The organism is Rhodoferax ferrireducens, assembly GCF_031458075.1.
Classification (GTDB): domain Bacteria; phylum Pseudomonadota; class Gammaproteobacteria; order Burkholderiales; family Burkholderiaceae_C; genus Rhodoferax_B; species Rhodoferax_B ferrireducens_A.
In genome coordinates this window covers 157,106-171,793 of record NZ_JAVDXT010000007.1, presented here as the reverse complement: position 1 = coordinate 171,793, position 14,688 = coordinate 157,106, and the positions used below count along the sequence as shown (strand labels likewise).

The 14,688-nt window shown below is 64.8% G+C and carries 11 protein-coding genes; 6 read left to right on the top strand and 5 right to left on the bottom strand.

Going from position 1 to position 14,688, the window contains the following annotated elements:
- Window positions 1-101: 101 nt before the first annotated feature.
- Window positions 102-983: an amino acid ABC transporter substrate-binding protein gene (locus J2X19_RS25055; protein ID WP_310377165.1), complete on the bottom strand. Its 882-nt coding sequence runs from the start codon at window positions 981-983 to the stop codon at window positions 102-104.
- Between the two features lie 206 nt (window positions 984-1,189).
- Between J2X19_RS25055 and gshA the strand changes: the two genes are divergently transcribed.
- The 3 genes from gshA to nadB all read left to right on the top strand — a co-directional run bounded on the left by gshA (window position 1,190) and on the right by nadB (window position 6,278).
- On the top strand, window positions 1,190-2,473 hold the full coding sequence (gene gshA / locus J2X19_RS25050; protein ID WP_116608208.1) for a glutamate--cysteine ligase: 1,284 nt from the start codon (window positions 1,190-1,192) through the stop codon (window positions 2,471-2,473).
- Between the two features lie 154 nt (window positions 2,474-2,627).
- On the top strand, window positions 2,628-4,496 hold the full coding sequence (locus J2X19_RS25045; RefSeq protein WP_116608209.1) for a potassium transporter Kup: 1,869 nt from the start codon (window positions 2,628-2,630) through the stop codon (window positions 4,494-4,496).
- Window positions 4,497-4,682: 186 nt separating this feature from the next.
- Window positions 4,683-6,278 (top strand): L-aspartate oxidase, encoded by a 1,596-nt coding sequence (nadB, locus tag J2X19_RS25040; RefSeq protein WP_310377164.1) that lies wholly within the window; start codon window positions 4,683-4,685, stop codon window positions 6,276-6,278.
- A 54-nt stretch (window positions 6,279-6,332) separates the two neighbouring features.
- Here nadB and pabB read toward each other — a convergent pair whose 3' ends face one another.
- From pabB to nadC, 3 genes are read right to left on the bottom strand one after another with little or no spacing between them, the layout of a single operon-like run.
- Window positions 6,333-8,072 (bottom strand): aminodeoxychorismate synthase component I, encoded by a 1,740-nt coding sequence (gene pabB, locus J2X19_RS25035; RefSeq protein WP_310377163.1) that lies wholly within the window; start codon window positions 8,070-8,072, stop codon window positions 6,333-6,335.
- Window positions 8,072-9,181 carry a quinolinate synthase NadA gene (gene nadA, locus J2X19_RS25030; protein ID WP_310377162.1) on the bottom strand — a complete coding sequence of 370 codons (1,110 nt, stop codon included), beginning with the start codon at window positions 9,179-9,181 and terminating at the stop codon, window positions 8,072-8,074. Before nadA ends, pabB begins: the two co-directional genes overlap by 1 nt.
- A gap of 10 nt (window positions 9,182-9,191) precedes the next feature.
- Window positions 9,192-10,073, bottom strand: a complete 882-nt coding sequence (nadC, locus tag J2X19_RS25025; protein WP_310377161.1) for a carboxylating nicotinate-nucleotide diphosphorylase — start codon at window positions 10,071-10,073, stop codon at window positions 9,192-9,194.
- Window positions 10,074-10,177: 104 nt separating this feature from the next.
- Here nadC and J2X19_RS25020 point away from each other — a divergent pair, with 104 nt between their 5' ends.
- The 3 genes from J2X19_RS25020 to gshB all read left to right on the top strand — a co-directional run bounded on the left by J2X19_RS25020 (window position 10,178) and on the right by gshB (window position 13,857).
- A complete protein-coding gene (locus J2X19_RS25020; RefSeq protein WP_405048748.1) occupies window positions 10,178-11,605 on the top strand; it encodes a coniferyl aldehyde dehydrogenase in 1,428 nt (475 codons plus the stop codon).
- Between the two features lie 93 nt (window positions 11,606-11,698).
- Window positions 11,699-12,877 (top strand): benzoate/H(+) symporter BenE family transporter, encoded by a 1,179-nt coding sequence (locus tag J2X19_RS25015; RefSeq protein ID WP_310377159.1) that lies wholly within the window; start codon window positions 11,699-11,701, stop codon window positions 12,875-12,877.
- Window positions 12,878-12,897: 20 nt separating this feature from the next.
- Window positions 12,898-13,857, top strand: a complete 960-nt coding sequence (gshB, locus tag J2X19_RS25010) for a glutathione synthase (RefSeq protein ID WP_310377158.1) — start codon at window positions 12,898-12,900, stop codon at window positions 13,855-13,857.
- Between the two features lie 65 nt (window positions 13,858-13,922).
- Here the strand turns inward: gshB and J2X19_RS25005 are convergent, their stop codons facing one another.
- On the bottom strand, window positions 13,923-14,687 hold the full coding sequence (locus tag J2X19_RS25005; protein WP_310377157.1) for a class II glutamine amidotransferase: 765 nt from the start codon (window positions 14,685-14,687) through the stop codon (window positions 13,923-13,925).
- Between the last annotated feature and the right edge of the window lies 1 nt (window position 14,688).

Genomic DNA, 14,688 nt, shown 5'->3' with positions numbered 1-14,688 from the left:
TGCAGGGGGCGAACCCAGTGGCCCGGCAGAGCCGGATCCACGGGTTCCTGGCCTGAAAGCCGTGCTGTCCATCGTCGGGTTGTGAGTGCTTACCTACTAGGCTAATTCAAGTCGCCTACCTTGTCGCTGGGGTACTTGAACGAGTCCTTCAGCATGTAGGGCATGGGCAGGTCCAGGTTCACATTCTTGGGCGGGATGGGGTGCTGAAACCACTTGGCGTACATCGCATTGATTTCTCCGCTCAGGATGATGCGGCGCATTTCTTGGTCCACCAGCTTTTTGAACGGCGCATCGTTCTTGGGCAGGATGATGGCGTAGGGCTCGATGCTCAGGGCTTTGCCGATCAGCATGAAGTCTTCGGGCTTGGGGGCAGTGGCGCGCAAGCCCGACAGCAGCACATCGTCCATGGCAAAGGCAGAAGCCTGGCCACCGGCCACCATGGAAAAAGCCTGGGCGTGGTCCGCCGCTTCGACGATTTTCAGGCCCAGTAATTTGTCGTTGTTGACGCGGCTCAGGGACTTGATATTGGTAGTGCCCTTGGTGGACACCACGGTATGGCCGCTGAGCTGTTCTATGGACCGAATCTGGGAATCGGTGCGGACCAAGAAGCGGGAGCTGGAAATGTAGTGGGGGATGGTGAAGTCGACCAGCTTGCGCCGTTCTGCATTGTTGGTGGTCGAGCCACATTCCATGGAGGCCTGCCCTTCTGCGATGGCCTTCATGCGCGTATCCGGGGTGACCAGCAGGTATTTGACGCTCAGCTTGGGCAGCTTCAGCTCGCGTTTGATGGCCTCGGCCAGTTTCAGGCACAGGTCTACCGCATAGCCCATGGGGCGGCCGTCGGCGTCTACGTACGAGAAGGGAATCGAGGCGTTGCGGTGCGCCAGGGTGATCTCGCCGCTGCTGCGGATAGTGTCCAGGGTATCGGCCGTGGCCGATACGGCGGTAAGGCAGGCGCAGAACAACAGGCTGGTAGATTTCATGGTCGGGGGCTTGGTGGCAAACAGAGGTAGGCGATGATCCGCCGACTCGGCAAAGTCAGGCAGCGATATTGCGCACATTCCATGCCAATTTCTTTGGGCAGGCCTGCTATTTCGGCATGACGCGGTGTTACGGGGCCGGGCAGCTGCACCGGCAGGGCCCGCAGCCAAGTTCCTACAATGCGGTTATATCTTTCAAAGAAAACCCCATGGTTCCCCATCTCATTACCGCGCTCACCGGCCCGATCAACGAACTGGAACAGCGCATTCTCGACTCCATGCCCGCCATTGAGCGCTGGTTCCGGCTGGAGTGGATGGAGCACACGCCGCCGTTTTACTGCGCGGTGGACATCCGCAATGCAGGCTTCAAGCTGGCCCCGGTCGATACCAACCTGTTTCCCGGCGGCTGGAACAACCTGACTCCGCAGATGCTGCCGCTGGCCGTGCAATCGGCCATGGCCGCAATTGAAAAGATCTGCCCCGAGGCCAAGAACCTGCTGCTGATTCCCGAAAACGACACCCGCAGCACTTTCTACCTGTCGAATGTGGCGCAGCTGCAGCGCATCTTCCACATGGCCGGGCTGAACGTGCGGGTCGGCTCGATCAACCCCGACATCAAGGAAACCACGGTCGTCAACCTGCCGAATGGCGAGCAGGTGACGCTGGAGCCGGTGATCCGCAGCAAGCGCCGCCTGGGCCTGAAGGATTTCGACCCCTGCACGATTCTGCTGAACAACGACTTGTCGGCCGGTGCGCCCGGCATCCTGGAAGAGCTGCACGAGCAGTACCTGCTGCCGCCACTGCATGCGGGCTGGTCGGTACGGCGCAAAAGCACCCATTTCCGCAACTACGAAGAGCTGGCCAAGCGCCTGGGTAAGCTGCTGGGCATAGACCCCTGGCTGATCAACCCCATGTTCAACCAGTGCGGCGCGGTCGACATGGCCCAGGGCCAGGGCATGGAATGCCTGAACACCAATGTGGACGCGCTGCTGGGCAAGATCCGCCGCAAATACAAGGAATACGGCATTAACGAGAAGCCCTTCGTGATCGTCAAGTCCGATAGCGGCTCGCGCAATATGGGCATCATGACGGTGCGCGACGTGAAAGACCTGGCCGTGCTGCACCACCGGGCCAAGACCCAGCAGGACGACATACCCGCGCAGGACATCATCATCCAGGAAGGCGTGCTGACCAACGAGCGCATCAATGATGCCGTGGCCGAGCCCGTGGTCTACATGATGGACCGCTATGTGGTGGGCGGCTTCTACCGCATCCACGCCGAGCGCGGGGTGGACGAGAACCTCAGCGCCCCGGGCTCCAGCTATGTGCCGCTGGCATTTGCCGAGAGCGCGCACCTGCCCCAGGTGGGCATGCGCCCGGGCGCCAGTGCGCCCAATCGCTTCTACATGTACGGCGTGGTCGGGCGTTTGGCCATGGCGGCAGCCAGCTACGAGCTGGAAGCCACCGATCCGGATGCAGAAACTTACGATTGAAGACGATGGTGTGTCAGTTGTTGCACTGCAACATTTATTTTTTCTAGAGGCTTCATCCTGCTTGTGCAGGGGCATGTGAAGCGCAAAATACCCATCCCAAAGTTTATGGAACCCCGCCGACCCTTTTAGGGGTCATCTGGACGGGGCCGCATTTGTGCAAAGTACAAAGTCTTCGCTTGCAGCGCTCACTCTGGGCGCGATTGGTGTGGTGTACGGTGATATCGGAACCAGTGTCCTGTATGCCGTCAAAGAGGTCTTCAATTCCGGCCATGTGCCCTTCACTCCCGACAACATCTTTGGCGTGTTGTCGATGTTCTTCTGGACCTTGACGGTCATTGTCTCCATCAAATACGTCGTGCTGGTGCTACGCGCCGACAACAACGGCGAGGGTGGCCTGATTGCGATGCTGGCGCTGGCCTCCGAGGCGGTGCGTGACCAGCCCAAATTGCGCCAGGTGCTGTTGGTCGTGGGTATCTTTGGCACCTCGCTGTTTTATGGCGACGGTGTCATCACCCCGGCGATCTCGGTGCTGTCGGCGGTGGAAGGCTTGGAGGTGATTTCGCCCAACCTGCACCGCTACATCATCCCGATGACGCTGGTGATTCTGTTTGCGCTGTTTGCGGTGCAGAAACACGGTACCAGCGGCATAGGCAAGTTTTTTGGCCCGGTCACGCTGCTGTGGTTTCTGTGCATTGCCGTGCTGGGTGTGAACCAGATCGTGCTGCACCCGTCCATCCTGCTGGCGCTAAACCCGCTGTATGCGCTGCGCTTCATGTGGGAGAACCCGGGCATCACCTTCATCATCCTGGGCGCCATCGTGCTGTGCGTCACCGGCGCCGAGGCGCTGTATGCCGACCTGGGCCATTTCGGCAAGCGGCCGATCCGCCTGGCCTGGTTTGCCATTGCCATGCCGGCGCTGACACTCAACTATTTCGGACAGGGCGCGCTGCTGCTGCGCGCGCCCGAGTCGGTGAAAAACCCGTTCTACATGATGGCCCCCGACTGGGCGCTGATTCCACTGGTGCTGCTGGCCACAGCGGCCGCCGTGATTGCATCCCAGGCCTTGATCACCGGCGCCTTCAGTGTCACCAAGCAGGTGATCCAGTTGGGCTACTTGCCGCGGCTGAACATCCAGCACACCAGCGTGCGCGACACCGGGCAGATCTACATCCCCTTCGTCAACTGGGGCCTGTTTGGCGCCATCGTGGTGGCCGTGGTGATGTTCCGCTCGTCCAGCAACCTGGCCGGGGCTTACGGCATTGCCGTGTGTACCGACATGCTGATCACCACGGTGTTGACCTTCTTCGTGATCCGCCACGGCTGGAAGTACCCGCTGTGGCTGTGCCTGCTGTCCACCGGCTGGTTCTTCATCGTCGACTTCGTGTTCTTCTCGTCCAATCTGCTCAAGCTGTTTGACGGCGGCTGGTTCCCGCTGATGATAGGCGGCGTCATCTTCACACTGATGATGACCTGGCAGCACGGCCGTGAACTGATGAAGGAAAAGCTGCGCGCCGATGCCGTGGACCTCAGCAGTTTCCTGGAGTCGGTGTTCGTCAGCCCGCCTACCCGCGTGGACGGCACGGCAGTGTTCCTCACCGCCGAGCCTGGTACCGTGCCCAACGCACTGCTGCACAACCTCAAGCACAACAAGGTGCTGCATGACCACAACCTGTTCGTCACCGTGCACAACCACCCGATTCCCTGGATCGGCATGGACAAGCGTGTGGAGGTGGAGGCGCTGGGGCACAAATGCTGGCAGGTCATCATCCACTACGGCTTCAAGAACAGCCCGGACGTACCCCGCGCGCTGGAGCAGATCCGTAGCCGCGGCTGCGAGCTGGAGACCATGACCACCAGTTATTTTCTGTCGCGCGATACCATCATCCCCACGCTGGGTGGTGGCATGGCGCCGTGGCGCGAAAAGCTGTTTGCCCAGATGCACCACAATGCCAGCGGCGCCGCCGACTTTCTGCGCTTGCCCAACAATGCGGTGGTGGAACTGGGCTCCAAAATCGAGATTTAGCCTTACTGCACACCCCCAGCTACGCACTTCGTGTTTTCGCCACCCCCCTCGTATCGGTTTGAAAAACCGATACGACATGCAGGGGGCGCACCCAGTGGCCCGGCAAAGCCGGTTCCTCGGGTTCCTGGCTGGGGATGCGTTCTGCGGGTCGACGGGTCAGTGAATAACAACGAATAGAGACTTCAATTGACTGCCCAAGCCGCTGCGCCCTCCCTGGATTTTGATGTTTTGATCGTGGGCAGCGGCCTGGCCGGCCTGAGTGCGGCGCTGCTGCTGGCACCCACCCACCGTGTCGCGGTGCTCACCAAGCGCGGTCTCAGCGATGGCGCCAGCGCCTGGGCCCAGGGCGGTATTGCCGCCGTGCTGGGCGAGGGCGACAGCTTCGCCTCGCATGTCGACGACACCCTGGTTGCCGGCGGCGGTCTGTGCGACGTGGATGCCACCCGCTTCGTGGTGGAGCACGCGCCCGAATGCATTGCCTGGCTGCAGTCGCTGGGCGTGCCGTTTTCGCTGGAAGATGGCCATCTGCACCTGACCCGCGAAGGCGGCCACAGCCATCGCCGCATCGTCCACGCCACCGACGCCACCGGCGCCGCGGTGCAGGCCACCATGGTGGCCCAGGTGCGCAAGCATCCGCAGATCCAGCTGTTTGAAAACCACACCCTGGTGGACCTGGTCATCGGCAGCAAGATTGGCCTGCCCCAAAAGGGCTGCGTCGGCCTGTACGCGCTGGACGCTGCGACCGACCAGGTGCTGACCTTCAGTGCGCCCAATACCATCCTGGCCACCGGCGGCGCGGGCAAGGTCTATCTGTACACCACCAACCCCGATACCGCCACCGGCGACGGCATTGCCGCCGCCTGGCGCGCCGGCTGCACGGTGGCGAACATGGAATTCATCCAGTTCCACCCCACCTGCCTGTACCACCCACAGGCCAAATCGTTTCTGATCACCGAGGCCGTGCGCGGCGAAGGTGGCCGCCTGCTGCGCCCCGACGGCAGCCGCTTTATGCCCGAGCACGACGAACGTGCCGAACTGGCCCCGCGCGACGTGGTGGCCCGTGCCATCGACTTCGAGATGAAGAAGGGCGGCTTCGACTGCGTCTACCTCGACATCTCGCACCAGCCCAAGGAATTCTTGCTGGAGCACTTTCCCAACATCTACGCGCGCTGCCTGGAGCTGGGCATAGACATTTCGCGCCAGCCCATCCCGGTGGTGCCCGCCGCCCACTACACCTGCGGCGGCGTGCTGACCGACCTGCAGGGCCGCACCGACGTGCCCGGCCTGTATGCGCTGGGCGAAACCGCTTGCACCGGCCTGCACGGCGCGAATCGCCTGGCCAGCAACTCGCTGCTGGAATGCATGGTGTTTGCCCGCGCCGCCGCCCAAGCCCTGGCCCTGCTGGACCGCAAACCCGCACCCCAGCTGCTAGACTGGGACGACAGCCAGGTCACCGACAGCGACGAGCTGGTGGTGCTGTCGCACAACTGGGACGAGTTGCGCCGCTTCATGTGGGACTACGTGGGCATCGTGCGCACCACCAAACGCCTGGAGCGCGCCGCCCACCGCATCGCCCTGCTGCAAAGCGAAATCCATGAGTTCTATGCCCGCTTCCACGTCACCCGCGACCTGCTGGAGCTGCGCAACCTGGTGCAGGTGGCCGACCTGATCGTGCGCAGCGCCCGCTCCCGCCTGGAAAGCCGCGGCGGCCACTTCAGCCGCGACTACCCGGAGCTGGCGGCTTCCTCCGAGCCTACGGTGCTGGTGCCTGGGAATTTATAGGAAATGAGGCGCTGGCGCAGATACTACCTGCGCTAGTAGCTACAAAAACAGTAGCTAAACCAGATCCGCGTCGATCCAGCCGCGCAGGCTGTTCACAAACGCGAAAGCCTGCACGCGTGGCAGCTCGTCCACCCGTACCACAGCTTCGACCAAGCGGCCTTCCTGTAGGGCCACAACCCGGCCTATGCCGCCCAGCAGGCCGCTGGCCAGGGGCGGTGTGACCCAGCGGCCGTCCAGCAGCAGGGCGATATTGCCGCGTGTGCATTCCGTGATTTCGCCGGCGGCGTTCCACAGCAGGGTGTCGAAGACGCCGGCCGGCGTGCTGAAGGCCTCGTAGTGGGCACGGCGCGTGGTCTTGAAGCGCACGAATTCGCTGTGCGCCTCCAGCAGCGGCCGGTCGGCCAGCTGCAGCCGCACCCGCGCGGGTGAGGCTTCGAGCACATAGGCCTCGGCGGTGGCCTGGCCTTGCGCGTCCAGCAGCAGGCGCACGCGCCAGTCGTTGTGGGGATGGCTGGCGATCAAAGTGTCCAGGGTGTGCGCAACATGCTCTGGGTTCCACGGTGTGCCGAAATGCGCGGCCGCCTGGGCCAGCCGCGCCAGGTGCTCGGCGCGGTTGCGCAGCTGGGCATCGACCAGGGCCAGGGTCTCCAAGAGCGCAAACGGCGCACTGGCGCGTTGCACAAAGGCCTGCTTGTTGGCCCATTCCTGCCATTCGCCTTCGGCATTGGCGTCGAAGGTGATGCCGCTGCCGATGCCGCATTGCGCCTGGGCGCCACGCAGGGTCACGGTGCGGATCGGCACGTTGAAGGTGGCATGGCCGCCGGGCTGCACCACGCCGATGGCGCCGCAGTAGACGCCGCGCGCGCCAGGCTCCAGCGCCTTGATCTTGCGCATGGCCTGCACCTTGGGCGCGCCAGTGACCGAACCGCAGGGGAATAGCGCGGCAAATACCTCGGCCAGGCTGCAGCCGGCACGGGTGCGGGCACTCACATCCGAGGTCATCTGCCATACCGTCGGCAGCGCCTCGGTATGGAACAGCCGTGGCACTTGGACGCTGAAGGGTTCGGCGATGCGCGACACGTCGTTGCGCAGCAGGTCGACGATCATCACGTTCTCGGCCCGTTCCTTGGGCGATGTGCGCAGCGCTGCTGCCAGTGCTGCATCCTCGGCCTCGGTCGCGCCGCGGCGCGCTGTACCCTTCATCGGGCGGGCCAGGATATTGCCGTCGCGCCAGTCGAAAAACAGTTCGGGTGAGACTGACAGGATTTGCATATTGCCGGTATGGCCGGTATCGATGAACGCCGCATAGCCGCCCGGCTGGGCACGCTGCAAGGCGGCGAACAAGGCCTGCGGTGCGCCGCTGAAGCTGCCCTGCATCTGCGCCGTCAGGTTCATCTGGTACAGCTCGCCATCGGCAATCGCCTGTAGCAGCGTTGCCATTGCGGCGTCGAAATCCGCGCGGGCGATAAAGCTTTGCCAATCGATCTGCGCAGGGCCTACAGCAAGCTCAGGCCAGGGCAGGGGTTTGTCGAATACCGCGAACCAGGCCAGCGGCCCATCGGCGGCATGCACCGCCAGCGCCGCATCGAAGGCCGGCGCGGCCTCGTACTGCAGATAGCCCACGCACCATTGCCCTTGGTCGCTGGCCGCCTGCACGGCATCCAGCAGCGGCCGCACCTGGTCCCGCGTGTGGGCTACCAGCGTCTGCAGCGGCGTGCCAAATGCATGGCGCAGCCGCGGCGCGTCGGGCTGCGAAGGATCGCTGAAGTCGACCAGCGCGGTGATACCGTCCATCAGGCTGCGCCGATATGCGGCACCAGGCCGGTGGTGGGCTGGCCGTTTTTCAGGGCTGCGGTGAAGGCCAGCATGCGGTCGATAGGCACGCGGGCGCGCAGGCCCAGCGCGGGGTCAATGTGGATTTCGTTGGTGCCCAGTTCCAGCACCTGGGCCAGGCCGGCCAGGCCGTTCATCGCCATCCAGGGGCAGTGCGCGCAGCTCTTGCAGGTGGCACTGTTGCCGGCCGTGGGGGCTTCGATGAACAGCTTGTGCGGGTTCTGCGTGCGCAGCTTGTGCAGCATGCCGTTGTCGGTGGCAACGATGAAGGTGGTTGCATCCATGGTCCGTGCGGCGTTCAGGATGGCCGAGGTCGAGCCCACGGCATCGGCCAGTGCCACCACGTCGGCGGGCGACTCGGGGTGTACCAGCACCTTGGCTTCGGGGTGCTCGGCTTTCAGCGCCTGGAGCTCGAAGGCCTTGAACTCGTCGTGCACGATGCAGGCCCCGTTCCAGAACACCATGTCGGCGCCCGTTTCGCGCTGGATGTAGCTGCCCAGGTGCTTGTCGGGCGCCCACAGAATCTTGTGGCCCTGGTCTTTCAGTGCCCGCACCACGTCGAGCGCGCAGCCCGAGGTCACCAGCCAGTCGGCGCGGGCTTTCACCTCGGCGCTGGTGTTGGCGTAGACCACCACGGTGCGGTCCGGGTGGGCGTCGCAAAACGCATTGAATTCGGCGCTAGGGCAGCCCAGGTCCAGCGAGCAGGTGGCGTCCAGATCGGGCATCAGGATGCGTTTTTCGGGCGACAAAATCTTGGCGGTCTCGCCCATGAAGCGCACGCCCGAGACCACCAGGGTCTGCGCCGCATGGTCGCGGCCGAAGCGTGCCATCTCCAGCGAATCGCTGACCAGGCCGCCGGTTTCTTCCGCCAGGTCCTGCAGATCGGGGTGCACGTAGTAGTGCGACACCATGACCGCGTTGCGCTCCTTCAGCAGGCGGCGGATGCGGTCTTTCAGCGCCAGGCGCTCGGCCGGGCCGGGCTCGACCGGCACGCGGGCCCAGGCGTGGCGCGGGGCGCAGACCGACTCCGAGGTCGGTTGCTCGTATTCGACTTCCATCAGGGTGTGCATGGCGAGCCTCTTATAGATCCTGGAAGCGCATGGAATAGTCGGTGGCCTTGACATCCTTGGTCAGGCCGCCGATGGAGATGCGGTCCACGCCGGTTTCGGCCAACGCGCGCAGGCCGTCCAGCGTGACGCCGCCGGAGATTTCGAGAATCGCCTTCTGGTCGCCTCGGGCCGTGTTGCGGCGCACGGCCTCATGCAGCATCGGCAGCGCCATGTTGTCCAGCAAGACCATGCGGGCGCCGGCGTCCAGCGCCTCGTCCAGTTGCTCCAGGGTTTCGACCTCGATCTCGACAAAGCTGGCCTGCTGCGCGAGTTCGGCGGCGCGGCGCAGCACGGCGGTCACGCCACCGGCGGCGGCAATGTGGTTTTCCTTGATCAGCACGGCGTCATACAGGCCGATACGGTGGTTGGTGCCGCCGCCTACGCGCACTGCGTACTTCTGCGCCAGGCGCAGGCCGGGCAGGGTTTTACGGGTGTCGACGATGTGGGTGCCGGTACCGGCTACGGCCTGCACATGCAGGGCGGTACGGCTGGCCACGGCACTGAGCAGCTGCAGAAAGTTCAGCGCGGTGCGCTCGGCCGTCAGCAGGGCCCGGGCCGGGCCTTCGAGCTCCAGCACCACCTGGTCGGCGGCGCAGCGTTGGCCCTCGTTCACCAGCCAGCGCCAGGTGGCGGTGGGGGCGACCTGGCGCAGCGTGGCCTCGACCCAGGGCGTGCCGCAGAGCACGGCGGATTCGCGGGCCAGGATGCGGGCCCGGGTGTGGCGGGCCGGGTCGACCAGCGCCGCCGTCAGGTCGCCAGGGCCTACGTCTTCGGCCAGGGCGCGGGCTACATCGGCCTCGGCCAGGGTGGCGATGCTCGCCGCGGAAAAGTCAAAAAACCGTGTCGTTGTCATTGTTGTGGGGCAGGTCCGTGTCTGTCGCCCATGTCGCGGGCGGGACCGAAGTGTGTCACATCCGTGTCGGCCCTTTGCCGCCATGGATTCTCCAGGCTGGCACTATGCACACCATGAACACCACCGAATCCGAGCTCCAATGCCTGCTGGACCTGCAGCGCCAGGCCCACGCGGCCGACCCGGCGCCAGCCCATGCTGTGCGGCGGGACCGCTTGCAGCGCCTGGGCGCACTGATCGACAGCTACGCAGAGCGTTTCACCGCCGCGGTCAGCCAGGACTTTGGCAACCGCTCGGCCACCGAGACCACGCTGACCGAAATCGTGCCGCTGCGCGCCGCCATCCGCCATGCGCAAAGCCATCTGCGGGCCTGGATGCAGCCGCGCGGGGTGGCCACCGCCTGGACCTTCTGGCCGGGCCGCAGCCGGCTGCTGCGCCAGCCGCTGGGCGTGGTGGGCATCGTCAGCCCCTGGAACTACCCGCTGCTGCTGGCCTTGTCGCCGCTGGTCGATGTGCTGGCGGCGGGGAACCGCGCGCTGCTCAAACCGTCCGAGCTGACGCCTTTGTTTGCCGATGCGCTGCAGGCAGCGGTGGCGGAATTTTTTGCGTCGGAAGAAGTGGCGGTGCTGACCGGCGACGCGGCCCTGGGCCAGGCGTTTTGCGCCGCGCCCTTCGACCACCTGGTGTTCACTGGCTCCACCGCCGTGGGACGGCTGGTGGCGCAGGCGGCGGCCAAGAATCTGACGCCGGTGACCCTGGAGCTGGGCGGCAAGTCGCCGGCCATCGTCGATGCGTCTTGCGACCTGGGCAAAGGGGTGGAGCGGCTGGCCTGGGGCAAGCTGATCAACGCCGGCCAGACCTGCATCGCACCCGATTACGCGCTGGTGCCGCGCCCGCAACTGGATGCTTTTGTGGCGGCCTTGCGTGCCAGCATGCAGCGCCTGTACCCCCAGTTTCAGGGCAACCCCGACTACACCAGCATCGCCAGTGAACGCCATCTGCAGCGTCTGCACGGCCTGGTGGACGATGCACGCCAGCAGGGCGCGACCGTGCTGGAGCTCGAACCGGGCAATGGTCGACAGATGCGACAGATGCGACAGATGGCACCGGTACTGCTGCTGAACGTGCACGCCGGCATGCGCGTGCTGCAGGAAGAAATCTTCGGTCCCCTCCTGCCCATCGTGGCCTACGACACGCTGGACGAGGCGATTGCCTTCGTCAACGCTCGCGACAAGCCACTGGCCCTGTACTGGTTTGGCAGCGACAGCGCGCACCGCGACCAGGTGCTGGCCCAGACCCTGTCGGGCGGCGTGTCCATCAACGACTGTCTGGTGCACTTGGCGCAGGACAGCCTGCCGTTCGGCGGCGTCGGCCCGTCCGGCCAGGGGCATTACCACGGCGAATACGGATTCCGCCAGTTCAGCAAGGAAAAGCCGGTGTTCCTGCAGTCGCGCTGGTCGGCTGGCGGCCTGGTCTATCCGCCGTACACGCCGCGCGTCCTGCAGCTGCTGCGCTGGCTGGCCAGGCGGGCCTGAGGTTTGCTATTTAATTGATAGCTTATGGCGCTGGTGGAATATGCGCCAGAGGTTGATTTTTTGTATATTTTTTGCGTCGCGGACAATCCCCGCATGCGTTTTTTCAAAGATCTCCATCTCTCCGCCGTCACCGCCGGCTTTGTGGCCGTGCTGGTCGGCTTTACCAGTTCGGTGGCCGTGGTGTTCCAGGCGGCCCAGGCGCTGCATGCCACGCCCGCGCAAACGACCTCCTGGATGTGGGCGCTGGGCCTGGGCATGGGCTTGTGCACCTTGTTGCCTTCGCTGTGGCTGCGCCAGCCGGTGATGATTGCCTGGTCGACCCCGGGCGCGGCGGTGATCGCCACCGCGGCCGTGGCCGGCGGCTTCAGCATGGCCGAGGCGGTCGGGGCTTTCATGGTCAGCGCCATGCTGATTGCGCTGTGCGGCATCACCGGCTGGTTTGAGAAGGTGATGGACCGCATTCCCATGGCGGTGGCTGCGGCCCTGCTGGCCGGCGTGCTGGCGCGTTTCGGGCTGAACGGTTTCGTGGCGGCCCAGTCGGCCCTGCCATTGGTGCTGCTGATGCTGGCGGTGTATTTGCTGGCCCGGCGCTGGTGGCCGCGCTACGCGGTGGTGCTGACCTTGCTGTCTGCTATTGCTTTTGTAGCTGCCCGCGGAGAGGTGGTCAGCGCCAACATCGTATTTTCCTTGGCAACGCCGGTGTTTGTGGCGCCGCAGTTCAGCTGGGCGGCCATGGTCGGCATGGCTTTGCCGCTGTTCGTGGTGACCATGGCCTCGCAGAACCTGCCCGGCGTGGCAGCGATCCGCGCAGCCCACTACGACATGCCGATCTCCAAGCTGATCACCCTCAGCGGCCTGGCGACCCTGGTGCTGGCGCCGTTCGGCGCGTTTGCGCTGTGCCTGAGCTCGATCACCGCCGCCATCTGCATGGGCCCCGAGGCGCATGCCAACAAATCCCAGCGCTACACCGCGGCCGTGTGCTGCGGCGTCATCTACGTGCTGATCGGCATCTTCGGCGCGGCGATCACCGGCCTGCTGACGGCGTTTCCGCGCGAGCTGATCGCCGCCATCGCCGGGCTGGCGCTGCTGGGCACCATAGGCAACGCGCTGGCCGCCGCGCTGCACGACATCCAGCACCGCGAGGCCGCTACCATCACTTTCCTGGTCACGCTCAGCGGCGTGGTGATGGCCGGTGTCGGCTCGGCCTTTTGGGGCGTGGTGGCCGGCGCGCTGGCGCTGTTTGTGCAACAGTACCGCCGTCCCGCTGTGTGACATCCTGTTTGAAAGCTTCCATGAACATCCTCTTCGTCGCCGATCCCCTCGAGTCTTTCAAGATCTACAAGGACACCACCTTCGTGATGATGCGCGAGGCGCAGCGGCGCGGCCACAGCATCTCGGCCTGTGAGCCGCAAGACCTGCAGTGGCAGACCGGTGGCGTGGTGACGGCCCAGGTGCGCGACATCCACCTCACCGGCGACAAGACCGACTGGTTCAGCGTCAGCCAGCCGCTGTTTGCCAACAGCCCGCGCGCGCTGAAGGACTTTGGCGCCATCATCATGCGCAAGGACCCGCCGTTCGACTCCGAATTCTTCTATGCCACCCACCTGCTGGAGCAGGCCGAGCGCGAAGGTGCCAAGGTGTTCAACAAGCCGCGCGCGCTGCGCGACCACCCGGAAAAGCTGGCCATCATGGAGTTCCCGCAGTTCAGCGGCCCGACCCTGGTGACGCGCAGCGCCGAGGCGATCCGCCGCTTCCACGCCGAGCACAAGGACATCATCTTGAAGCCGCTGGACGGCATGGGTGGCATGGGCATCTTCCGCGTCAAGGAAGACGGCCTGAACCTGGGCGGCATCATCGAGACGCTGAACAAGAACGGCGCCGAGAGCGTGATGGTGCAGAAGTTCCTGCCCGAGATCGCGCTGGGCGACAAGCGCGTGCTGGTGATCGGCGGCAAGCCCGTGCCCTACTGCCTGGCGCGGATTCCACAGGGCGGCGAGGTGCGCGGCAACCTGGCGGTGGGCGGCAAGGGTGTGGCCCAGCCGCTGTCCAACCGCGACCGCGAAATCGGCGAAGCCCTGGGCCCGATCCTGGCGGCGCGCGGCCTGCTGCTGGTGGGCGTGGACGTGATCGGCGACTGCGTGACCGAGATCAACGTCACCAGCCCGACCTGCTTCCAGGAAATCTTCGACCAGACCGGCTGCGACGTGGCGGCGCTGTTCATCGACGCGCTGGAAGCCGCGCTGGCGGTTTAAAGAAAATCAGGCTCTGGCGCAGGTACTACCTGCGCTGGCAGCTATCTAAAGCATAGCGCCCAGGTTCAGCCGACCAGGGCGCCGTCGACAAACACCTTGAGTTCGCCGGTGGCGAAGGCCGTCCATTCTTCGTTGCTGGTCAGCGGCGCGGTGGCCACCATGGCCACGCGGTCGTTGGCGCTGGTGTGCTCGGCAAAGTTGACGCTCAGGTCTTCGTCTTTCAGCGTGGCGTGGGCAAACGGGTGTTTGCGCTCCACATAGTGCAGCTGGGTGGATGCATGGGCCCACAGCGCCTCGCCGTTGCTCAGCAAAAAGTTGAAGGTGCCGTGGCGGGCGATGCGCTGGCTGAGCTCGCGCAGGGTCAGCGTCAGTTCGGCCACGCTGGGTACGCCGGCGTGCGACTTGGCCAGCTCCTGCATGATCCAGCAGAACGCGCGCTCGCTGTCGGTATTGCCCACCGGCTGGAAGCTGGCATGCAGCCGCGGGTGGAAGTCCTTCAGGTCGCCGTTGTGGGCGAACACCCAGTAGCGGCCCCAGAGTTCGCGCACGAACGGGTGGCAGTTCTCCAGTGCCACCACGCCCTGCGTGGCTTTGCGGATGTGGGCGATCACGTTGCGGCTCTTGATCGGGTACTGGCGGATCAGCGCCGCCACTGGCGACTCACAGGCCGCCTGGTGGTCGACAAAATGGCGCAGGCCACGGCCTTCGAAAAAGGCGATGCCCCAGCCGTCGCTGTGGTGGTCGGTGCGGCCGCCGCGTTCGGCAAAGCCGCTGAAGCTGAACACCACGTCGGTCGGTGTGTTGCAGTTCATTCCCAGGAGTTGGCACATG

Coding starts and splice junctions, on each gene's coding strand:
- gshB (WP_310377158.1), top strand. CDS start 12,898: ATGAACATCCTCTTCGTCGCCGATCCCCTCGAGTCTTTCAAGATCTAC.
- J2X19_RS25055 (WP_310377165.1), bottom strand. CDS start 983: ATGAAATCTACCAGCCTGTTGTTCTGCGCCTGCCTTACCGCCGTATCG.
- nadC (WP_310377161.1), bottom strand. CDS start 10,073: ATGACAACGACACGGTTTTTTGACTTTTCCGCGGCGAGCATCGCCACC.
- J2X19_RS25015 (WP_310377159.1), top strand. CDS start 11,699: ATGCGTTTTTTCAAAGATCTCCATCTCTCCGCCGTCACCGCCGGCTTT.
- J2X19_RS25005 (WP_310377157.1), bottom strand. CDS start 14,687: ATGTGCCAACTCCTGGGAATGAACTGCAACACACCGACCGACGTGGTG.
- gshA (WP_116608208.1), top strand. CDS start 1,190: ATGGTTCCCCATCTCATTACCGCGCTCACCGGCCCGATCAACGAACTG.
- pabB (WP_310377163.1), bottom strand. CDS start 8,072: ATGGACGGTATCACCGCGCTGGTCGACTTCAGCGATCCTTCGCAGCCC.
- nadA (WP_310377162.1), bottom strand. CDS start 9,181: ATGCACACCCTGATGGAAGTCGAATACGAGCAACCGACCTCGGAGTCG.
- J2X19_RS25020 (WP_405048748.1), top strand. CDS start 10,178: ATGCACACCATGAACACCACCGAATCCGAGCTCCAATGCCTGCTGGAC.